14 protein-coding genes are annotated in these 22,456 nt (G+C 67.8%); 10 read left to right on the plus strand and 4 right to left on the minus strand.

The window, feature by feature from the left end; translation table 11 throughout:
- The first annotated feature begins 14 nt into the window (after positions 1–14).
- Positions 15–686: a GntR family transcriptional regulator gene (locus IE206_RS24690; RefSeq protein WP_189965600.1), complete on the plus strand. Its 672-nt coding sequence runs from the start codon at positions 15–17 to the stop codon at positions 684–686.
- A 54-nt stretch (positions 687–740) separates the two neighbouring features.
- Here IE206_RS24690 and IE206_RS24695 read toward each other — a convergent pair whose 3' ends face one another.
- Positions 741–2,267, minus strand: a complete 1,527-nt coding sequence (locus IE206_RS24695) for a helix-turn-helix domain-containing protein (RefSeq protein WP_189965602.1) — start codon at positions 2,265–2,267, stop codon at positions 741–743.
- Positions 2,268–2,704: 437 nt separating this feature from the next.
- Here IE206_RS24695 and acnA point away from each other — a divergent pair, with 437 nt between their 5' ends.
- Positions 2,705–5,419 (plus strand): aconitate hydratase AcnA, encoded by a 2,715-nt coding sequence (gene acnA / locus IE206_RS24700; protein WP_308433947.1) that lies wholly within the window; start codon positions 2,705–2,707, stop codon positions 5,417–5,419.
- 76 nt (positions 5,420–5,495) lie between these two features.
- On the opposite strand, the gene IE206_RS24705 is transcribed toward acnA, so the two are convergent.
- The 3 genes from IE206_RS24705 to IE206_RS24715 all read right to left on the minus strand — a co-directional run bounded on the left by IE206_RS24705 (position 5,496) and on the right by IE206_RS24715 (position 11,516).
- A complete protein-coding gene (locus IE206_RS24705; protein WP_189965606.1) occupies positions 5,496–6,443 on the minus strand; it encodes an FG-GAP repeat domain-containing protein in 948 nt (315 codons plus the stop codon).
- Between the two features lie 195 nt (positions 6,444–6,638).
- Positions 6,639–7,586, minus strand: a complete 948-nt coding sequence (locus IE206_RS24710) for an FG-GAP repeat domain-containing protein (protein WP_226599767.1) — start codon at positions 7,584–7,586, stop codon at positions 6,639–6,641.
- 93 nt (positions 7,587–7,679) lie between these two features.
- The gene (locus IE206_RS24715; protein ID WP_189965610.1) at positions 7,680–11,516 is read right to left on the minus strand and encodes a GH92 family glycosyl hydrolase; all 3,837 of its coding nucleotides are present in this window, start codon (positions 11,514–11,516) and stop codon (positions 7,680–7,682) included.
- A gap of 485 nt (positions 11,517–12,001) precedes the next feature.
- On the opposite strand from IE206_RS24715, the gene ngcE reads away from it, so the two are divergent.
- The 8 genes from ngcE to dxs all read left to right on the plus strand — a co-directional run bounded on the left by ngcE (position 12,002) and on the right by dxs (position 22,393).
- Positions 12,002–13,426, plus strand: a complete 1,425-nt coding sequence (gene ngcE, locus IE206_RS24720; protein WP_189965612.1) for an N-acetylglucosamine/diacetylchitobiose ABC transporter substrate-binding protein — start codon at positions 12,002–12,004, stop codon at positions 13,424–13,426.
- Between the two features lie 45 nt (positions 13,427–13,471).
- Positions 13,472–14,398, plus strand: a complete 927-nt coding sequence (locus IE206_RS24725; RefSeq protein ID WP_189965614.1) for a carbohydrate ABC transporter permease — start codon at positions 13,472–13,474, stop codon at positions 14,396–14,398.
- A 10-nt stretch (positions 14,399–14,408) separates the two neighbouring features.
- Positions 14,409–15,320 (plus strand): carbohydrate ABC transporter permease, encoded by a 912-nt coding sequence (locus IE206_RS24730; protein ID WP_189965615.1) that lies wholly within the window; start codon positions 14,409–14,411, stop codon positions 15,318–15,320.
- A gap of 227 nt (positions 15,321–15,547) precedes the next feature.
- The gene (locus IE206_RS24735) at positions 15,548–16,747 is read left to right on the plus strand and encodes an ROK family transcriptional regulator (protein ID WP_189965617.1); all 1,200 of its coding nucleotides are present in this window, start codon (positions 15,548–15,550) and stop codon (positions 16,745–16,747) included.
- Between the two features lie 133 nt (positions 16,748–16,880).
- Positions 16,881–17,984, plus strand: coding sequence for an ABC transporter substrate-binding protein (locus tag IE206_RS24740; protein ID WP_189965703.1), 1,104 nt, complete (start codon positions 16,881–16,883; stop codon positions 17,982–17,984).
- 216 nt (positions 17,985–18,200) lie between these two features.
- On the plus strand, positions 18,201–18,989 hold the full coding sequence (locus IE206_RS24745) for an ATP-binding cassette domain-containing protein (RefSeq protein ID WP_189965619.1): 789 nt from the start codon (positions 18,201–18,203) through the stop codon (positions 18,987–18,989).
- Positions 18,986–20,290, plus strand: a complete 1,305-nt coding sequence (locus tag IE206_RS24750) for a sugar ABC transporter permease (protein ID WP_189965621.1) — start codon at positions 18,986–18,988, stop codon at positions 20,288–20,290. Before IE206_RS24745 ends, IE206_RS24750 begins: the two co-directional genes overlap by 4 nt.
- Positions 20,291–20,467: 177 nt before the next feature.
- Positions 20,468–22,393, plus strand: a complete 1,926-nt coding sequence (dxs, locus tag IE206_RS24755) for a 1-deoxy-D-xylulose-5-phosphate synthase (RefSeq protein WP_189965623.1) — start codon at positions 20,468–20,470, stop codon at positions 22,391–22,393.
- The last annotated feature ends 63 nt before the right edge of the window (positions 22,394–22,456 follow it).

Consider the following 22,456-nt stretch of genomic DNA (forward strand, 5'->3'; position numbering starts at 1 on the left):
ACGGAGGACGCGCCATGGGCGACCTGAAACAGCGCCATCTCATCGTCGCCCAGGAACGCCTGCGCGACCAGGTCGCCCACGCCCTGCGCGCGGCCCTGGTCGCGGGCGAGCTGCGTCCCGGCACCATCTACTCCGCCCCCGGCCTCGCCGCCGACTTCGGGATCTCCGCGACGCCGGTGCGCGAGGCCATGCTCGACCTGGCCCGCGAAGGCCTGGTCGAGCCGGTACGCAACAAGGGCTTCCGGATCACCGAGGTCAGCGAGCGCGACCTGGACCAGTACACCGAACTGCGCGCGCTCATCGAGGTGCCGACCGTCGGGCGCGTCACCGACACCGCGAGTACGGAGCAGCTGGAGGCGCTGCGGCCGGTGGCCGAGGAGATAGTGGACCGAGCCCGCGCCCACGACCTGATCGGCTACCTCGACGCCGACCGGCGCTTCCATCTTCGGCTGCTCGGCCTCGCGGGCAACGAACGCCTCGTCGAAACAGTCGGCGACCTGCGCAAACGATCCCGCCTCTACGGGCTCACCCGGCTCGACGAGCGCGGCGAACTCGTCTCCTCCGCCCAGGAACACGTAGAGCTCCTGGACCTCGTGCTGTCCGGCGACCGCCCGGCCGCCGAGGCCTGCATGGCCCGCCATCTGGGCCACGTACGGTCGTTGTGGGCCCGGGACGAGAACGGGTAGGAGCGAGACAGAGGGCGGGCCCGTGAACATGGCCCGCCCCCGATCCCCGACTCCCTAGATGTCCCGGAAGATCTCGATCTGCGCGCCCACCGAGTTGAGCCGCTCGGCCAAGTCCTCGTAGCCGCGGTTGATGACGTACACGTTGCGCAGTACGGACGTGCCTTCCGCCGCCATCATGGCGAGCAGCACGACCACGGCCGGGCGCAGTGCCGGGGGGCACATCATTTCTGCGGCGCGCCAGCGGGTGGGGCCCTCCACCAGGACCCGGTGCGGGTCGAGGAGCTGGAGGCGGCCGCCGAGCCGGTTGAGGTCCGTGAGGTAGATCGCGCGGTTGTCGTAGACCCAGTCGTGGATGAGCGTCTGGCCCTGGGCCACCGCCGCGATCGCCGCGAAGAACGGCACGTTGTCGATGTTGAGGCCGGGGAACGGCATCGGGTGGATCTTGTCGATCGGCGCCTCCAGCTTGGAGGGGCGCACGGTGAGGTCGATCAGCCGGGTGCGCCCGTTGTCGGCGGCGTACTCGGCGGTGCGGTCGTGGTCGAGGCCCATCTCTTCGAGAACGGCGAGCTCGATCTCCAGGAACTCGACCGGGACCCGACGGATCGTCAGCTCGGACTCGGTGACGACGGCCGCGGCCAGCAGGCTCATCGCCTCGACCGGGTCCTCGGAGGGCGAGTAGTCGACGTCGACGTCGATGTCGGCCATGCCGTGCACGGTCAGCGTGGTGGTGCCGATGCCCTCGACCCGTACGCCGAGCGCCTCCAGGAAGAAGCACAGGTCCTGGACCATGTAGTTGGAGGAGGCGTTGCGGATGACGGTGACGCCGTCGTTGCGGGCGGCCGCGAGCAGCGCGTTCTCGGTGACGGTGTCGCCGCGCTCCGTCAGCACGATCGGGCGGTCGGGCGCGGTGCGTTCCACCACGGCGTGGTAGATCCCCTCGGTGGCCGTGATGTCCAGGCCGAACCGGCGCAGCGCGATCATGTGCGGCTCGATGGTGCGGGTGCCGAGGTCGCAGCCGCCGGCGTACGGAAGGCGGAAGTGGTCCATGCGGTGCAGCAGCGGGCCGAGGAACATGATGATGGAGCGGGTCCGGCGGGCGGCGTCCGCGTCCATCGCGTCGAGGTCGAGCGAGGCCGGCGGCACGATCTCCAGGTCGGTTCCGTCGTTGATCCAACGGGTGCGCACACCGATGGAGTTGAGGACTTCGAGGAGCCGGTAGACCTCTTCGATGCGGGCCACCCGGCGCAGCACGGTGCGGCCCTTGTTGAGCAGGGAGCCGCAGAGCAGCGCGACACAGGCGTTCTTGCTCGTCTTGACGTCGATCGAGCCGGAGAGGCGGCGGCCGCCGACGACGCGGAGGTGCATGGGGCCCGAGTACCCGAGCGAGACGATTTCACTGTCGAGCGCTTCACCGATGCGCGCGATCATCTCAAGGCTGATGTTCTGGTTCCCGCGCTCGATGCGGTTCACGGCGCTCTGGCTGGTGCCCAGAGCCTCGGCCAACTGCGTCTGCGTCCAACCCCGGTGCTGCCGGGCGTCACGGATGAGCTTGCCGATGCGTACGAGGTAGTCGTCTGCCATAGGGGCAGGTTATCTCAGATATGAGATGCCGCTCGCGCTGGGGTGGGCCAACGGGGTGAGGAACCGTCAATTCCGATACTGCAATCCCTGCGCGTGGGCGGCAAGCGGAAGGGGTCTGTCCGGGGTGGGGTGTTTGTGTGCGGGTCGGCCGTGTCGTACGCCATGCGTGTGGAACCCGAAGTCGCGTGTCCGTGTATCGCGAGGTCGAGGGTGTGACGGGGTCGGGTGCCGACACCTCGGCGCCTGAATGGCCTCGCCCGCGCATGACCTACCGGCGGCCATGTACTAGAGTTATCTCGACATCGAGATATCTACCGAGGCGCACCGCAGCCGACGCTCGGTAAGGGTTACCTAACTTAGCCTTACCTTAGCGGATCGACAACACGTCGTGGCGGCAGGATTGTGGTGGAACGCGCACATATATGAAGGAGACTGTCGTGTCGGCGAACAGCTTCGACGCCCGCAGCACGCTGCGCGTGGGCGACGAGTCGTACGAGATCTTCAAGCTGGACAAGGTCGAGGGCTCCGCGCGCCTCCCTTACAGCCTGAAGGTTCTCCTGGAGAACCTGCTCCGCACCGAGGACGGCGCGAACATCACCGCCGACCACATCCGGTCGCTCGGCAACTGGGACTCCCAGGCCCAGCCCAGCGAGGAGATCCAGTTCACGCCGGCCCGCGTGATCATGCAGGACTTCACCGGTGTGCCCTGTGTCGTGGACCTCGCCACCATGCGTGAGGCCGTCAAGGAGCTCGGCGGCGACCCGGCGAAGGTCAACCCGCTCTCCCCGGCCGAGCTGGTCATCGACCACTCCGTCATCGCCGACAAGTTCGGCACCAAGGACGCGTTCTCGCAGAACGTGGAGCTGGAGTACGGCCGCAACAAGGAGCGCTACCAGTTCCTGCGCTGGGGCCAGACGGCCTTCGACGACTTCAAGGTCGTCCCGCCGGGCACCGGCATCGTCCACCAGGTCAACATCGAGCACCTGGCTCGCACGGTCATGGTCCGTAACGGCCAGGCCTACCCCGACACTCTGGTCGGCACCGACTCGCACACCACGATGGTCAACGGCCTCGGCGTGCTCGGCTGGGGCGTCGGCGGCATCGAGGCCGAGGCCGCGATGCTGGGCCAGCCGGTCTCGATGCTCATCCCGCGCGTCGTCGGCTTCAAGCTGACCGGCGAGCTGAACCCGGGCACCACCGCCACCGACCTGGTGCTGACCATCACCGAGATGCTGCGCAAGCACGGCGTGGTCGGCAAGTTCGTCGAGTTCTACGGCGAGGGTGTGGCCGCCACGTCGCTGGCCAACCGCGCCACCATCGGCAACATGTCGCCGGAGTTCGGCTCCACCGCCGCGATCTTCCCGATCGACGACGAGACGCTGAAGTACCTGCGCCTGACCGGCCGCGACGCCCAGCAGGTCGCCCTCGTCGAGGCGTACGCCAAGGAGCAGGGCCTCTGGCTGGACCCGGCCGCCGAGCCCGACTTCTCCGAGAAGCTGGAGCTCGACCTCGCCACGGTCGTCCCCTCCATCGCCGGCCCGAAGCGTCCCCAGGACCGCATCGTGCTCGCGAACGCCGCCCAGCAGTTCGCCCTCGACGTGCGCAACTACGTCGAGGACGACGACGAGGCGGGCAAGGAGTCCTTCCCGGCCTCCGACGCCCCGGCCTCCGCCAACGGCGTGCCGAGCCGCCCGACGCTGGTCACCCTGGCCGACGGCTCCTCGTTCGAGATCGACCACGGCGCCGTCACCGTCGCCGCGATCACCTCGTGCACCAACACCTCGAACCCGTACGTCATGGTCGCCGCGGCCCTCGTCGCGAAGAAGGCCGTCGACAAGGGCCTGACCCGCAAGCCGTGGGTCAAGACCACCCTTGCCCCGGGCTCGAAGGTCGTCACCGACTACTTCGACAAGGCCGGCCTCACCCCGTACCTCGACAAGATGGGCTTCAACCTCGTCGGGTACGGCTGCACCACCTGCATCGGCAACTCCGGTCCGCTGGACGAGGAGATCTCGAAGGCGATCAACGAGCACGACCTCGCGGTCACCTCGGTGCTCTCCGGCAACCGCAACTTCGAGGGCCGGATCAACCCCGACGTCAAGATGAACTACCTGGCGTCCCCGCCGCTGGTCGTCGCGTACGCCATCGCCGGTTCGATGAAGGTCGACATCACCACCGAGGCGATCGGCACCGACACCGAGGGCAACCCGGTCTTCCTCAAGGACATCTGGCCCACCGAGGCCGAGGTCAACGACGTCGTGGCCAACGCCATCGGCGAGGACATGTTCAACAAGTCCTACCAGGACGTCTTCGCGGGTGACGCGCAGTGGCAGTCGCTGCCGATCCCGACCGGCAACACCTTCGAGTGGGACGCCGAGTCGACCTACGTCCGTAAGCCCCCCTACTTCGAGGGCATGACGATGGAGACCACCCCGGTCTCCGACATCGCCGGCGCCCGCGTCCTGGCGAAGCTGGGCGACTCGGTCACCACCGACCACATCTCCCCGGCCGGTGCGATCAAGGCCGACACCCCGGCCGGCAAGTACCTCACGGAGCACGGCGTCGAGCGCCGCGACTTCAACTCCTACGGCTCGCGCCGAGGCAACCACGAGGTCATGATTCGCGGCACCTTCGCGAACATCCGCCTGCGCAACCAGATCGCGCCGGGCACCGAGGGCGGCTTCACCCGCGACTTCACCGTCGACGGCGCCCCGGTCTCCTTCATCTACGACGCCTCGCAGAACTACCAGGCCGCCGGCATCCCGCTGGTCATCCTGGCGGGCAAGGAGTACGGCTCGGGCTCGTCCCGCGACTGGGCCGCCAAGGGCACCGCGCTGCTCGGCGTCAAGGCCGTCATCGCCGAGTCGTACGAGCGCATCCACCGCTCGAACCTCATCGGCATGGGCGTCCTGCCGCTCCAGTTCCCGGAGGGCGCGACCGCCGCCTCGCTCGGCCTGACCGGCGAGGAGACCTTCTCCTTCACCGGCGTGACCGTCCTGAACGACGGCAGCACCCCGCGCACGGTCAAGGTCACCACCGACACGGGCGTCGAGTTCGACGCGGTCGTCCGCATCGACACCCCCGGTGAGGCGGACTACTACCGCAACGGCGGCATCATGCAGTACGTGCTGCGGAACCTGATCCGCAACTAAGCACCCAACGAGCAAGGCCCGCACCCCGGTTGGGGGTGCGGGCCTTACTTGTGCGCTGGGTTCTGGACCAGATGGGTCAGAACATCAGGCGCATGCCGTTCCAGCCGGTGCCGACCTTGACGCGGTCCTTGAAGGGGGCGCCGTTGGTGGTGCCGGTGCCGGAGTAGAACCACAGACCGCCGGAGGCGTCGCGGCCCACGAGGTCGGCCTGACCGTCGTTGTCGAGGTCGCCGATGCCGACGAGGGTGTTGTAGGTGTTCCAGCCGCCGCCGAGCTTGACGCGGTTGCCGAAGGGGGCGGCCCAGTTGCCGGTGCCCGGGTAGAGCCAGCCGGTGCCGGCGTTGTCGACGGCGATGATGTCGGCCTTGCCGTCACCGTTCATGTCGCCACGACCGGCGATCTTGGTCATCGCGCCCCAGCCGGCACCGAGCTTGACGGGGTTGGTGAACGAGCCGTCGCCCTTGGCCGTGTAGAGCCACAGCACGCCGCCCTTGTCACGGGCGAGCAGGTCGTCGTTCGGGGCGCCGCCGAGGTCGCCCGGCGTGAAGACGCGGTCGTAGGTGTTCCAGCCCGCGCCGAGGTCCCGGGTGCCGGTGTCGTAGTTCTTGTAGATGAGGTGACCGTCGGTCGACTTCACGTAGAAGCCGTCGGCCCGGCCGTCCTTGTCGTTGTCGTACTGGGTGGCCTCGGAAATGCTTGTCCAGCCGTACGTGTTGAACCAGCGCTCGCCGAAGCCCCCCTGGCCGTTCGACGGGTAGTTGTACAGGAAGCCGTCGCCGTCGACCGCCATGAGCTCGAAGCTCTCGTTGGTCGCCCCGAACCCGGAGGCGTACGGCGCGGACCGCTGCTGGTCCTTGGCCTTCGGCTTGACGTGCTGGCGGGCCTCGGCGGCCGCGTCCTTGGCGGAGGCGGCACCGTCGGCGACGGCGGTGCCCGCGGTGGTGGCGACGAGCGCTGCGGCGATGGCGGCGACGACTGCGCGAGAAGCGGTCCGCCCGTGCTTACGGCCAGTGAAAAGGGCCACGTGTTACTCCAACATGCAAAAAGCGAAAGACACACATCTGGTCAAGATGCGGCGAGTGCCCTTTAGGCTCTCTTTACTGGATCTTCGCATAGGGCATACCTGGTCCTCGCATCCGGGGGTGACTTGTCCGCACATACGGGACAAGGCCCGTACTCCGCGGGGGAGTACGGGCCTTGTCCGGGTACTGCCGGTGGATCAGAACATCAGGCGCATGCCGTTCCAGCCGGTGCCGACCTTGACGCGGTCCTTGAAGGGCGAGCCGGCGGTGGTGCCGGTGCCCGGGTAGAACCACAGGTCGCCGGAGGCGTCGCGGCCGACGAGGTCGACCTTGCCGTCGAAGTCCAGGTCACCGAGGCCGACGAGCTTGTTGTACGTGTTCCAGCCCGCGCCGAGCTTGACGCGGTTGCCGAACGGGGCGGCCCAGTTGCCCGTGCCCGGGTACAGCCAGGCGACGCCCGAGTTGTCGACGGCGACGATGTCGGCCTTGCCGTCACCGTTCATGTCGCCACGACCGGCGATCTTGGTCATGGCGCCCCAGCCGGCACCCAGCTTGACGCGGGGGGCGAAGGAGCCGTCGGCGTTGGCGGTGTAGAGCCACAGAACGCCGGCCTTGTCGCGGGCGATCAGGTCGTCGGCCGGAGCCCCGCCCAGGTCGCCCGCGGAGAAGACGAGGTTGTAGGCGTCCCAGCCCGCGCCCAGGTCCTTCGGGGTGCCGTCCACGCTGTCGTAGACCAGGTGGCCGTTGGTGTACAGCTCGTAGAAGGCGTCGAAGGCGCCGTCCTTGTTGTTGTCCACCTTGGTGACCTGGCTGAACTTGCTGTAGTCGCCCAGGGCGACGCGCTCGCCGAAGCCGCCCGTACCGTTCGGCGGGTAGAGGTAGGCCTGGCCCGAGCCGTCCGCCGCGATCAGCGGGAACGTTTCGGCAGTCGGGGTCTCGCCCGCCGCGAAGGAGCTGTTGGCCGACGAGCCGGACTGCTTGGCCTTGGCGGTCTTCTGCGCCGACTGGGCCGTCTTCGCCGCGCTGGACGGCGTGCTGTCCGCGGAAGCCGCGCCCGCGGTCGTGCCGACGAGGGCGGCGGCGATCGCCGCGACGGCGATGCGGGACAGGGCGCGACCGCCCTTACGGCCGGAAAGTATGGCCACGTATTTCTCCATGTCGAGGAAGAGACGCGCTGCGCCTGATCGAGGTGCAACGCGAGATCTTCTGGATCCTTTCACGCGATCTTTGCGTGTCAACTAGTTTGCGGACGCTGTGAGTAGCTCTATTTCGGCTAGCGAAGCGGGCGTTGTAGGGACGATTCGGTAATGGGCGTAGGAACCGGGTGAATGGATGGAGAACGCCCGGGTCTGCCGGTCCCAGGTGAAGGATTCTCCGGACCGCCTATCCAACTCTGTCCATTTCGTTCCGTCTTGTGATCCTTCGAGAACCCAAGCGGACGGTGCCTTTCCGGCTGTGGCCGAGGTCAGCGTGTACTGAGTGGCCTTCGTGGCCTTGCTCACGGGGAGGTCCGTCGGCCCGATTTCGGCCGATGTCGCCGAGGAGTTGTCGAACAGCGGACCGGAGCCGGTGATCACGTCGGTCGGCGGGGCCGGCACCTTGTCGTCCTTGGTGATGGAGACCGGCGCCGCGTTCTTGCCGGTGCCCCACGACGAGGGGTGCGCGCCCATGGTGAAGTCGAGAGTGCCGCCGCGCGCGAGCAGGTCGTGCGGGAGCGCCGTCGAGTTCCACGGCTTCCCGTCGACCTTCAGGGACTGCACGTACACGTTCCGCTCGCTGTTCCTCGGCGCCTTCACGACCAGGTCGCGGCCGTTCTCCAGATGGACGGTCGCCTTCGTGAACAGGGGCGAGCCGATCGCGTACTCGCCGCTGCCCATCACCAGCGGGTAGAAGCCGAGCGCCGAGAACACGTACCAGGCCGACTGCTCGCCATTGTCCTCGTCGCCGTGGTAGCCCTGCCCGATCTCGCTGCCGTTGTACAGGCGCCGCAGCACCTCTCGGATCTTCTTCTGCGCCTTGGAGGGCTGACCGGCTGCGTCGTACATGTACGTCACGTGGTGCGCGACCTGGTTGGAGTGGCCGTACTGGCCCATCCGCACGTCCCGCGCCTCGGTCATCTCGTGGATGACGCTGCCGTACGAACCGGCGAACTCGGGAGCGGCGGTCTCCGGCGTCGAGAAGTAGGCGTCCAGCTTCTTCGCGAGGCCCGCCTGGCCGCCGTACAGGTTGGCCAGGCCCCGCGAGTCCTGCGGGGCGGTGAAGGCATAGCCCCAGCCGTTGGTCTCGGTGTAGTCGTAGCCCCACACGCGCGGGTCGAACTTGGCGCTGTCCACGCGCCACTGCCCGTTCGCGTCCTTGCCCTGGAAGAAGCCGGCCTTGGTGTCGAAGAGCTTCACGTAGTTCTGGGCGCGGCCCATGAAGTACGCCGACTCCTCCTGGTAGCGGGGCTTCTTCGTCTTCGCGTACAGCGCCTGGCCCATCTTCGCGAGGCCGTAGTCGTTCACATAGCCCTCCATCGACCAGGACAGGCCCTCGGGCGTGGAGGTCGGGGCGTAGCCGAGGAAGGGGGAGGTGTCCATGCCCTTGCGGCCCACCCCGGAGGAGGGCGGTGCGACGGTGGCGTTCTTCAGGGCTGCCTCGTACGCCGCCTCGGCGTCGAACTTCACGCCCTTCACATAGGCGTCCGCGAAGGCCACGTCCGAACTCGTGCCGGTCATCAGGTCCGCGTAGCCGGGCGAGGACCAGCGCGAGATCCAGCCGCCGTCCTTGTACTGCTGCACGAAGCCGTCGACCATCGCGCCGGCCTTCTTCGGGGTGAGGAGGGAGTAGGCGGGCCAGGTCGTCCGGTAGGTGTCCCAGAATCCGTTGTTGACGTACACCGTGCCGTCGACGACCTTCGAGCCGGTGTGCGTGGGGGTGTCCTCGCCGGTCTTCGGCGAGAAGGGGCTGGCGTACCGGTTCTCCGAACCGACCTTCTCGAAGCCGGAGTTGGGGTACAGGTAGAGGCGGTAGAGCGAGGAGTACAGGGTGGTCAGCTGGTCTTGCGAGGCGCCCTCGACCTCGATGCGGCCCAGAATGTCGTCCCAGGCCTGCCGCGCCCGGTCCTTGATCTTGTCGAAGCCGGCTTTCGCGGGGATCTCGGCGGCCAGGTTGGCCTTCGCCTGGTCCACACTGATGAGTGACGTCGCCAGGCGCAGGGTCACCGTGCGGTTCTTGCCGGGGTTGAAGCGCGCGTAGCCGGTGACGTCGGCGCCCCCGCCGCCCGGCAGCTTGCCGCTCGCGGTCACGGGCGTGTCGAAGACGCCGTACACGAAGAGCCGTCCGGCGCCCGTGGACAGGCCGCTCTTCACGTCCGAGTAGCCGGTGAAGGAACGCGTCGCCGGGTCGAGGGTGAGGCCGCCCTGGTTGGTGACGTTGTCCAGGATCAGGCTCGCGTCGCCACCGGGATAGGTGAACCGCATCATCGCCGCGTGGTCGGTCGGCGTGATCTCGGTCCTGAGGCCGTTCTCGAAGGTCACGCCGTAGTAGTACGGCTTCGCCGTCTCGTTCTCGTGCTTGAACGGCAGCGCGCGGGCGGTCCGGGAGGCGTCGGGGGTGCCTGCCGCTGCCGACGGCATCACCTGGAAGGTCTGCCGGTCGCCCATCCACGGGCTCGGCTCGTGGCTGGCGCTGAAGGCCTGCAAGGTGGGCAGGTTGTCGGCGTTGTTGCGCCGCGCGTAGTCGTACAGCCAGTCCTGCGATCCGGCGTTGGTGACCGGGGTCCAGAAGTTGAAGCCATTGGGTACCGCGGTCGCGGGGAGGTTGTTGCCGCGCGAGAACGAGCCGCTCGAATTGGTGCCGCGGGTGGTCAGCGCGTAGTCCGAGAGGTGCGCGAGCGGCTTCTCGGGCTGCTTCGGCGCGATCGAGAGGTCGTCGATCCAGCCCTGGAACTTGGCGGGCCCCTTGGGGGAGTCGTACGCCACCAGGATCCGGTCCACCGTCCGGCCGGCGGCGACCGTGCCGATCACCGAGGACACCTGGTTCCACTGGTTGACGTAGAGCGTCTTGGCGGCGCCCTGGCCCTGCGGGCTGAGCAGCCCGCCGTGCGAGTCGAGTGCCTTGAGGTCACTCAGATAGGTGCCGTCGGTGAAGGCGAGGTCCACGGACACGTTGGTGGCCGGGTAGTTGAGGTCGGTCTCCGTCATCGACGGGAAGATCTTGTAGTCGAGCTCGGTGTCCCGCCCGACGGGGAGGTCGACGTCGAAGACCTTGTTGTAGGAGTAGGCCCGGCCGTCCGCCTTGTGGGTGCCCGCGTAGCGCAGCGCCCGCTTCCCGGTGAAGCCCGCGTTGGCCTTGGCGGTGGGGGACCCGCCGGGGCCCCGGTCCGGCATGGTGCGCATGTCCGGCGGGATCGGCGTGCTGGTGTCGCCGTCGGAGAACTGGACGTCGGCGAGCTGGGTGATGGGGGCGCCGCCGTTGGCCGTGATCTCCAGGCGGTAGTGCGCGTACGCCGTGGTGTTCGCGACGTCGTACGTCCTGGTCTGGAAGCGGTCCTTGAAGCTCTCGCCGGTGCGGCTGTCCAGGGTCTTCCAGTCCTTGCCGTCCGCCGAGCCCTTCAGGGTCCAGTCCTTGGGATCCCGCTCGGGGGCGTCGTTGGCGGACGTCAACGCGTAGGTGACCGTCTTCACCGGTTCGGACAGATCGAATTCGAGCCAAGCCGTGGGCTGGAAGGCCAGCCATTTCGTGCTGGGCTGTCCGTCGACCAGGTTCTCCTTCACCTCGCCGCCGTCGCTGTTCTCGGCGCTGGCCCGGACGTCGGTGACCTTGTCCGTCACATTGCCCGGTATGCCGCTGGTGAAGCCGCCGTCGACGCCCGAGGCCCGCGGGTGCCCCGCGCGGTCCGTATCGACGCTGTTGGTCCAGTCCGGCTGGGGCTGTCCCGTTTCGAACGAGGTGCTGAACCGGCCGCCGTTCTGCGGCGGTTGGGCGGTCGCGGACGGCGCCCCGACGGCGGACTGCGCCGTCACTACGAGCAGGAACGAGGCCGCCACCAGGGCGGCCGCCGGTCCTCGTCGGTACCGGGATCTGGGCAGCATGCGGGCCCTTTCCTTCGGCGCAAGCCGGTCTCGTCCGGCATGTGCGAGGTGGACAACGTTGTCAGAGTGGAAACGCAGGATCCAGTAGCGCGGCAAGTGCAGGTTGGTGTCAAGGGCGTTGGGAAGGAATGGATGGCCTGAATCATCAGGAGCAATGCGGACGTCAAGGTGTGTAATGCGCGTCAAAAGGAGCAGCCTCATCCACATTGGTACGGACCAATGGATATATCCGCGAGGTCTCAACTCGGGAAAGACTGTCGGCCAACCCTGCTTTCGATCTTGCTCAGTTGACGGGAAGTGGACTATACCTGTCGGCGTCCGGGCAACCCGCTGAACGCGGGCGGGGGAACCGCGTGCGGGCCGGTCGGCCCGGGACCGGGCAGCCTCCGCGATGGATGTACGGCATCACTCACGCTTCAACTGTTCGCGGGCGTCGGCGGATTCCGCTGCACCGCATGAGTCCTGGAGAAGGCGAGGACTTGAGCATGGGATCCGAGATCAACCGCCGTGACGCACTCAAGCGAGCCATGGCAATCGGCCTGCTGGCCGTGCCGGCGACGTCACTGCTGAGCGCGTGTGCCAGTTCCGACGGCGGTGACAGCACCAAGAAGCCGAGCTCCCAGGGCACCAAGTCGGCGGACAATCCGCTCGGCGTCAACAAGGGCACCGCCCTTGAGGCGTTCGTCTTCAAGGGCGGATTCGGCGACGACTACATCAAGTCAGCCGAGGCCGACTACAACGCCAAGTACGGCATCACCATCAAGCACACCGGAACGCAGGCCATCGGCCCCAAGCTCCAGCCGCGTTTCGCGAGCAGCACCCCGCCGGACTTCATGGACAACTCCGGCGCCGACAGCCTCGACACCGCAGCCCTCGCCAAGACCGGCAAACTCCAGGACCTCACCCCGCTCCTGGACGCGCCGACCATCGACGACCCGTCGAAGAAGGTCCGCGACGTATTGATCGCCGGCACCGTCGAGCAGGGCCAGTTCGGGACCAAGGAGATGTACGCGTTCAACTACGCGTTCACCGTCTACGGCACCTTCTACTCCAACAAGCTGTTCAAGGAGAAGGGCTGGACGTATCCGCAGACCTTCTCGGACATGCTGGCGCTCTGCAAGAAGATCAAGGCCGCGGGCATCGCCCCCTTCACGTACCCGGGCAAGTACCCCTACTACGTGCACTTCGATCTGCTGCACCAGATCGGCAAGGTCGGCGGCAAGGAAGCGCTCAACGCGATCGACAACCTCGACGACGGCGCCTTCAAGACCGACGCGGTCAAGGAAGTCGTCACGTACTACGAGGAGCTGGCCGGCCAGGGCTACTTCCTGCAGGGCTCCGAGGGCATGACCCACATCCAGATGCAGACCGCCTGGACGCAGGGCCGCGCCGCGATGGTGGCCGACGGCTCCTGGGTGGAGAACGAGGCGGCGCCCACCATGCCGAAGGACTTCGACCTCGCGGTCGGCTCCCTCATCGGCTCGGGCCCCGGCGACAAGCTGCCCTTCGGCGCCCTGTACGCGGCGGCCGGCGAGCCGTTCATCGTCGCCAAGGACGGCAAGAACCCGACCGGCGGCATGGAACTCCTGCGCATCATGCTCAGCAAGAAGCAGACCACCAATTTCACCAACGCCATCAAGTCGCTGACCTGCGTCCAGGGCGCCGCCGACGGGATGACCCTCACCCCGGGCCTGACCTCGGCGAACGCCGCTCTGAAGGCGGCCGGGTCGAATGTGCTCAACTCCCGGCTGCAGGACTGGTACAAGAAGCTCAACAACGAGACCCTCGGCAACCTGACGCTCGACCTGCTCAGCGGCAAGATCAAGGCGGCCGAGTGGATGGACAAGGCCCAGAAGGCGTCGGACGACACCAAGAAGGACTCCTCCGTCCCGAAGTTCAAGCACCTCTGACGAGGCCGCTTACCACTACTGGCTGAGACGAGAGCGACCGGCGACATGCGACACGGCAAGTACCGGTTCATCATCGGATTCCTGGCAATTCCCCTGGCGCTCTACGGGGTCCTCGTGATCTCGCCGTTCCTCCAGGACTTCCAGATTTCGATGACGAGCTGGAGCGGACTGACCCCCGAGAAGAACTTCATCGGTCTGGACAACTATCAGAAGCTGATCCACAACGACCTCTTCTGGAAGGCGTTGTGGCACAACGTCCTTCTGCTCCTCTTCGTGCCGGTCGTCACGTTGGCTTTCGGTCTCTTCTTCGCCTTCATGCTGAATGTCGGCGGCCGTCGCAGAGGTTCTGCGGGGGTCGCCGGCGTGCGGGGCTCAGGCCTCTACAAGGTGATCTTCTTCTTCCCGCAGGTTCTCTCGATCACGATCATCGCGATCCTGTGGCAGCAGATCTACAACCCCGATCCCCAGAACGGGATGCTCAACTCCCTTTTGGCGGACATCGGTCTGAGTTCGCTCCAGCAGTCCTGGCTCGGCGATTCCAATATCGCGCTGATCTGCATCATGGTCGTGATGGTGTGGGCGAACGTCGGCTTCTACGTCGTCCTGTTCTCCGCCGGAATGGCCTCCATTCCGGGCGAGATCTACGAGGCGGCCCTCCTGGACGGCGCCTCCCGGGTCAAGACGTTCTTCCGGATCACCCTGCCGCTGCTGCGGGACACCGTCGCCACCGCCTGGGTCTACATGGGCATCATCGCCATGGACGCCTTCATCTACGTACAGCTGATGTCCGTGAATGTCGGCGGTCCCGACGAATCCACCGACGTGGTCCCGCTGCTCCTCTACAAGACGGCGTTCCGGGACAACAGCCAGTACGGAATGGCCGCGGCCATGGGTGTCGCGATGCTCATCGTGACCCTGGTGTTCGCCGTTCTCAGCATGCGTCTTTCGCGCCGCGAGCGCATCGAATTCTAGGGATGGCGCGATGACGACCGAAACGATGAAGACGGCCGGCGAGCAGTCGTCCGCGCCCGCCGCCAGCGCCGCCCGCTGGAAGTGGCGCAGCAGCGAGGGAGGCGTGCTCAACGCCTTCTCCCACGTGTTCCTCCTGGTCTGGGCGCTCATGGTGGGCGTGCCCCTGCTGTGGGCGCTGTGGAGCTCGTTCAAGACCTCCGGCGACATCCTGACCCACCCCTGGTCGCTGCCCAGCGAGTTCCACTTCGACAACTGGTCGCGGGCCTGGAGCAAGGCCAACATCGGGCAGTACTTCCTCAACACCGCGTTCGTGGTGGGCCTTTCGACCTTCGGGACGATGCTGCTCGGCTCCATGGCGGCCTATGTGCTGGCCCGGTTCGAGTTCCCCGGCAACAGGTTCATCTACTTCCTGTTCGTCGGGGGCATGGCCTTCCCCGTGGTGATGGTGCTCGTACCGCTCTTCTTCGTCACGAAGAACCTGGGCATCCTGAACACGCTGCCCGGGCTCGTCCTGATCTACATCGCGTACTCGCTGCCGTTCACGGTGTTCTTCATGACGGCGTTCTTCCGGACGCTGCCGACCACGGTCGCCGAGGCCGCGTTGATCGACGGGGCCTCGCACACCCGCACGTTCTTCCAGATCATGCTGCCGATGGCCAAGCCCGGCATCATCAGCATCGGCATCTTCAACGTGCTCGGCCAGTGGAACCAGTACCTGCTGCCCCTGGTGCTCAACCAGGGCGACACCAAGAACTGGGTGCTCACCCAGGGCCTCGCGGACCTGGCCGTGCAGCAGGGCTACCAGGGCGACTGGGGAGCGCTCTTCGCGGGGCTCTCGATCGCGATGCTGCCCGTGCTCGCCGTCTACATCGTCTTCCAGAAGCAGGTCCAGGCGGGCCTGACGGCGGGAGCGCTCAAGTAGGCGAACCGTAGCTCCACCCTCTTTCCCCGACCGCCCGTGGGCCCCGTGCCCGCGGGCGGTCGCGCGTTTCCCCGCCCCGCTCCGCATCTGCTCAGGTCTTGACGGGAGACCACCCAGAAGGCTGAGCTTAGAGTTCACATGTTGGAGAAAAGACGGGGCCTCATTGCTGCGGCTCCGTGCGGGGACGGCCGTCGTGCCGTCCGCCTACGGCGGGAGTGGATGAGTCGATGGAGACTCCGGGGTCGCAGACGTCACTGCACCGGGCCAACCTTGAGCGGGTCGTACGCGCCGTGCGGATGGCGGGCTCGCTCACCCAGGCCGAGATCGCCAGGACGACCGGCCTCTCCGCGGCCACGGTCTCCAACATCGTCCGCGAGCTGAAGGACGGCGGGACCGTCGAGGTCACCCCCACCTCGGCCGGCGGCCGCCGGGCCCGCAGCGTCTCGCTCAGCGGCTCGGCCGGCATCGTCATCGGCGTCGATTTCGGCCATACGCACCTGAGGGTGGCGGTCGGCAACCTGGCCCACCAGGTGCTCGCCGAGGAGTCCGAGCCGCTGGACGTCGACGCCTCCTCGGCGCAGGGCTTCGGCCGGGCGGAAGAGCTGGTCAAGCGGCTGATCGCGGCCACCGGCATCGGCCAGGACAAGGTCATCGGCGTCGGCCTCGGCGTGCCCGGCCCCATCGACGTGGAGTCCGGCACGCTCGGCTCCACCTCGATCCTGCCGGGCTGGACCGGCATCAACCCCAGCGAGGAGCTCTCGGGGCGCCTCGGCGTGCCGGTGTACGTCGACAACGACGCCAACCTGGGCGCGCTCGGCGAGCTGGTCTGGGGCGGCGGGCGCGGGGTGCGCGACCTGGCGTACATCAAGGTCGCGAGCGGTGTCGGCGCCGGTCTGGTGATAGACGGGCAGATCTACCGGGGCCCCGGCGGCACCGCGGGCGAGATCGGGCACATCACCCTGGACGAGTCGGGCCCGGTCTGCCGCTGCGGCAACCGGGGCTGCCTGGAGACCTTCACCGCGGCCCGCTATGTGCTCCCCCTGCTGCAATCCAGCCACGGGGCGGACCTGACCATGGAGCGTGTGGTCCAGTTGGCCCGCGAGGGCGACCCGGGCTGCCGCCGTGTCATCGCCGACGTCGGACGCCACATCGGCAGCGGCGTCGCCAACCTCTGCAACCTCCTGAACCCCAGCCGGGTCGTCCTCGGCGGCGACCTCGCGGAGGCCGGGGAGCTCGTTCTCGGGCCCATCAGGGACTCCGTGTCGCGGTACGCGATCCCCAGCGCCGCACGGCAGTTGTCGGTTCTTCCGGGGGCCCTCGGCGGCCGCGCGGAAGTCCTCGGCGCGCTCGCCCTCGTACTCAGCGAAATGGGGGATTCGACCCTGTTGGACAGTGCACTCCCCGCCTCGGCGCCTGCCTTCACTTAGATAACGGATGGCACCGTTGTCATCTCGTTAAGGATTTACTCCTTGACGGTGGGCTTAACGCCGAGTTGACTTCCAGCCACCTCGGCCGCAACGTCGCGGCCTCGTCAGGGAGGTTTCTGAAGTGAACACGAACATGCGTCGTGCCGCTGTAGCCGTTGCCGCCACCGCGATGGCCGTCTCGCTCGCCGCCTGTGGCAGTGCCAAGGAGTCCGGCGGCGGCACCAAGTCGTCCGGCGGCTCCAAGAAGGGCGACGACCTCAAGATCGGCCTGCTGCTCCCCGAGAACCAGACCGCGCGCTACGAGAAGTTCGACAAGCCGCTGATCGAGGCCAAGGTCAAGGAGCTGACCAACGGCAAGGGCCAGATCGTCTACGCGAACGCCAAGCAGGACGCGACGACCCAGAACCAGCAGGCCGACACGATGATCACCAACAAGGTGGACGCGCTCATCGTGGACGCGGTCGACTCCAAGGCCATCGCGGGCTCGGTCAAGAAGGCCAAGGAGGCCGGCATCCCGGTCGTCGCCTTCGACCGCCTCGCCGAGGGCCCCATCGACTCCTACGTGTCCTTCGACAACGAGGAAGTCGGCCACGTGCAGGGCAAGGCCCTCCTCCAGGCCCTGGGCGACAAGGCCAAGTCCGGCGACATCGTCATGATGAACGGCGCCGTCACCGACCCGAACGCCGCGCTCTTCAAGAAGGGCGCCCACGCCGAGCTCGACGGCAAGGTGAACATCGGGAAGGAGTACGACACCAAGGAGTGGAAGCCCGAGAACGCCAACTCCAACATGGAGGCCGCGCTCTCCGCCCTCGGCAAGGACAAGGTCATCGGCGTCTACTCCGCCAACGACGGCATGGCCGGCGGCATCATCACCGCCCTCAAGGCGGCCGGCCTCGCCAAGCTCCCGCCGGTCACCGGCCAGGACGCCGAGCTCGCGGGTGTGCAGCGGATCATCTCGGGCGAGCAGTACATGAGCGTCTACAAGTCCTACCCGCAGGAGGACGCCATCGCCGCCGAGATGGCGGTCAAGCTCGCCAAGGGCCAGGACCTCGGCTCCCTGGGCGCGAAGAAGGTCGACTCGCCGACCACCAAGGCCGTCCCGTCCACGATCGTCCCGGTCGTCTCGCTGACCAAGGACAACATCAACGACACCGTCATCAAGGACAAGATCTACACGATCGCCGACATCTGCACGGCCAACTACAAGGCCGCCTGCGACGCGCTCGGCCTCAAGTAGGTCCCCCGCCAAGTCCCTTTCCGTCCCTTTCGCACAAGGGACTTGAGCACTCCGAAGCTCCTCCGGCGCCCCGTGCCCGCCTTTCAGCCCCCGCTGCGGCGCGGGCGCCGGACGGAACGTTTCCCCCTCTCTGTGTCTCTTCTGTTCTCTTCTGCTCGACCTCCGCGCCCCCACCCCTTGGGGCGCGGCATCCCCGCCGGTCAGGCGGCGAAGGAGATGGTTCACGTGTCCGCTACGCCCGTGTTGGCGTTGCGCGGGGTCTCCAAGCGGTTCGGTGCCGTTCAGGCGCTCACCGACGTAGAGCTTGAGGTCCACGCCGGTGAAGTGGTCGCCCTGGTGGGCGACAACGGCGCCGGAAAGTCCACGCTGGTCAAGACGATCGCCGGCGTGCACCCCATCGATGACGGCGTCATCGAGTGGGAGGGCAAGGCCGTCCAGATCGGCAAGCCGCACGACGCCCAGAGCCTCGGCATCGCGACCGTCTACCAGGACCTCGCGCTGTGCGACAACATCGACGTCGTCGGCAACCTCTACCTCGGACGCGAGCTGAAGAAGCGCGGCGTCCTCGACGAGGTCGAGATGGAGCGCCGCTCGCGCGAGCTGCTCACCACGCTGTCGATCCGCATCCCGAGCGTGCGCATCCCGATCGCCTCGCTCTCCGGCGGTCAGCGCCAGACCGTGGCCATCGCCCGCTCGATGCTCGGCGAGCCCAAGCTCGTCATCCTCGACGAGCCGACCGCGGCGCTCGGCGTCGAGCAGACCGCGCAGGTCCTCGACCTCGTGGAGCGGCTGCGCGAGCGCGGCCACGCGGTCGTCCTCATCAGCCACAACATGGCCGATGTGAAGGCCGTCGCCGACAAGGTCGCGGTGCTCCGGCTCGGCCGGAACAACGGTGTCTTCGATGTGAAGACCACCTCGCAGGAAGAGATCATCTCCGCCATCACCGGAGCCACGGACAACGCCGTGACCCGCCGTGCGGCGCGCAACGCGGAGGCTCAGAAGTGAACACCGACAAGACCTCCCCGACCGACCTCGGCAAGCCGCACGCGGCTCCCGTGGACGCGCCGCCCGCGGCGGATGCGGCGTCCACCGTCGTCGACCCCCGACTCCTCGTGCGCGAGCAGGGCCTCACCGGCTACATCGGCGAGTTCAAGCGCAAGGTGCGGGCCGGTGACCTGGGCGCGCTGCCCGTCATCGTCGGCCTGGTCATCATCTGCATCGTCTTCCAGAGCCTGAACTCGAACTTCCTCACCGCGGGCAACCTCTCGGACATCTCCGTCGCCATGGTCGGCACGGGCATGATCGCGGTGGGGATCGTCTTCGTGCTGCTGCTCGGCGAGATCGACCTGTCGGTCGGCTCGGTCAGCGGTGTGGCGGGCGCGTCCTTCGCGGTGCTGAGCATCCTGCACGGCGTGCCCGAGTGGCTGGCGCTGCTGCTGGCCATCCTCTCGGGTACGGTCGCGGGCGCCATCCACGGCTTCATCTTCGCGAGGATCGGCGTCCCCGCCTTCGCCGTCACGCTGGCCGGTCTGCTGTTCTGGAACGGCTTCATGCTGAAGATCCTGGGCGAGAACGGCACGATCAACACCAACGGCTCCGGTGTCTTCTACAACCTGTCGAACTACTTCTTCAGCGATGTCGCGGTGGCCTACGGCGCCGCAGTGGTGGCCGTCGCCGTGTACTTCCTGTCCGCGTTCTTCGACAGCCGCCGCCGTGAGGCCGCGGGCGTCCCGTCGCGGCCGCTCAACGAGATCGTGCTCCGCACGGCGCTGCTCGCCGTGGTGGCCTTCGCGGCGGCCTACATGTTCAACCAGTACAAGGGCCTGCCGCTGGCCGTGGTGATCTTCCTCGCGGTGCTGATCGTCACCGACTTCGTGCTCCGCCGCACCTCGTACGGCCGAAAGATCTTCGCGCTCGGCGGCAGCGTCGAGGCCTCCCGCCGGGCCGGCATCAACATCGTCCTGGTCCGCACCTCGGTCTTCGCGATCTCCGGCACCTTCGCGGCCGTCGGCGGCCTCTTCATCGCGTCCAAGATCAGCGCGGCCAACCAGGGCGCGGGCAGCGGCGAGCTCCTGATGAACGCCATCGCGGCGGCCGTCATCGGCGGCACCAGCCTGTTCGGCGGCCGCGGCCGCACCTGGAACGCGCTCCTCGGTGTGCTGGTGATCGTCTCGATCCAGTACGGCCTCGCCCTCGAAGGCGTCGCTGCGGCCGTCCAGCAGATGATCACCGGCGGTGTGCTCCTGATCACCGTGATCATCGACGCCGTCACCCGCAAGACCCAGAAGTCCGCGGGCCGCGCCTGACCTGCCCGCTTGCCGATGTGCCCGGTGCCCCTGAGGTGCCGGGCACGTCTGCGCGCGGCGGAGCCCGTCAGCCGCACGGGTGACACAGAACGCACCGCCCCGCGACCGCGGCCCCGGGCGGAACATTAGACTCAACGGATCGGCATGCTCGACCAGCACGGATGCAAGGAGGCACGGGTGCCGCTGCTTACCCGTATCAGGGGACCGCGCGATCTTGACCGGCTCAGCCCGGAGCAGCTCGACCAGCTGGCGGCAGAGATCCGGACCTTCCTGGTGGACGCGGTCTCCAAGACCGGCGGACACCTCGGTCCGAACCTCGGTGTGGTGGAACTGACCATCGCACTGCACCGCGTTTTCGAATCCCCCAGGGACAAGGTCCTCTGGGACACCGGACACCAGAGTTACGTCCACAAGCTGCTCACCGGGCGGCAGGACTTCTCGAAGCTGAAGATGAAGGGCGGCCTGTCCGGATACCCGGCGCGCGCCGAGTCGGAGCACGACTTCATCGAGAACAGCCACGCCTCCACGGTCCTCGGCTGGGCCGACGGCCTCGCCAAGGCGAACGAGGTGCTGAAGAAGGACGACCACGTGGTGGCCGTCATCGGCGACGGTGCCCTGACCGGCGGCATGGCCTGGGAGGCGCTGAACAACATCGCCGCCGCCAAGGACCGCCCCCTGGTGATCGTGGTCAACGACAACGAGCGCTCGTACGCGCCGACCATCGGCGGCCTCGCCAACCACCTGGCGACCCTGCGCACCACCGACGGCTACGAGCGCTTCCTGGCCAAGGGCAAGGACCTCCTGGAGCGCACCCCGGTCGTCGGCAAGCCGCTGTACGAGACGCTGCACGGCGCCAAGAAGGGCCTCAAGGACTTCATCGCCCCGCAGGGCATGTTCGAGGACCTGGGCCTCAAGTACGTCGGCCCCATCGACGGGCACGACATCGACGCCCTGGAGTCGGCCCTGCAGCGCGCCAAGCGCTTCGGCGGCCCGGTCATCGTGCACTGCCTCACCGAGAAGGGCCGCGGCTACCAGCCGGCGCTCGCCGACGAGGCCGACCGCTTCCACGCCGTCGGCAAGATCCACCCCGACACCGGCCTGCCCGTGTCGACCTCCGGCCTCGACTGGACCTCCGTGTTCGGCGAGGAGATGGTCAAGCTCGGCAAGGAGCGCGAGGACATCGTCGCGATCACCGCGGCCATGCTCCAGCCGGTCGGCCTCGACAAGTTCGCCAAGGCCTTCCCGGAGCGCGTCTACGACGTCGGCATCGCCGAGCAGCACGCCGCGGTCTCTGCCGCGGGCCTGGCCACCGGCGGCCTGCACCCGGTCTTCGCGGTGTACGCCACGTTCCTCAACCGCGCCTTCGACCAGGTCCTCATGGACGTCGCCCTGCACAAGTGCGGCGTGACCTTCGTGCTCGACCGGGCCGGTGTCACCGGCACCGACGGCGCCTCGCACAACGGCATGTGGGACATGTCGATCCTCCAGGTCGTGCCCGACCTCAGGATCGCGGCCCCGCGCGACGCCGACCAGGTACGGGCCCAGCTGCGCGAGGCCGTCGAGGTCGAGGACGCCCCGACCGTGGTGCGCTTCTCCAAGGGCGCGGTCGGCCCCGCCGTCAAGGCCGTCGGCCGCATCGGCGGCATGGACGTACTGCGTCGGCCCGCCGACACCGTCGTGCGCCCGGACGTGCTCCTGGTCTCCGTCGGCGCGCTCGCGCCGATGTGCCTGGAGATCGCCGACCTGCTCGATGCCCAGGGCATCTCGACGACCGTGGTCGACCCGCGCTGGGTCAAGCCGGTCGACGAGGCCATGGCGCCGCTCGCCGAGCAGCACCGCGTCGTCGTCACCGTCGAGGACAACAGCCGCGCGGGCGGCGTCGGTTCGGCGGTCAGCCAGGCGCTGCGCGACGCCGGCGTGGACGTGCCGCTGCGGGACTTCGGCATTCCGCCCCGCTTCCTCGACCACGCCTCGCGCGGCGAGGTCATGGCGGAGATCGGCCTGACCGCACCGGACATCGCACGTCAGGTCACCGGTCTCGTCTCGAAGCTGGACGGCCGGTTCGAGGAGAGCCGGGCCGCCGCGGAGCCCGCCCGCGACTGATGATGTGACCGTTCGGTCAACGGGCCGGACCGATCTCCCTGTACGGGTGATCGGTCCGGCCCG

It is taken from the genome of Streptomyces violascens (assembly GCF_014649955.1).
GTDB classification, from domain to species: Bacteria; Actinomycetota; Actinomycetes; order Streptomycetales; family Streptomycetaceae; genus Streptomyces; species Streptomyces violascens.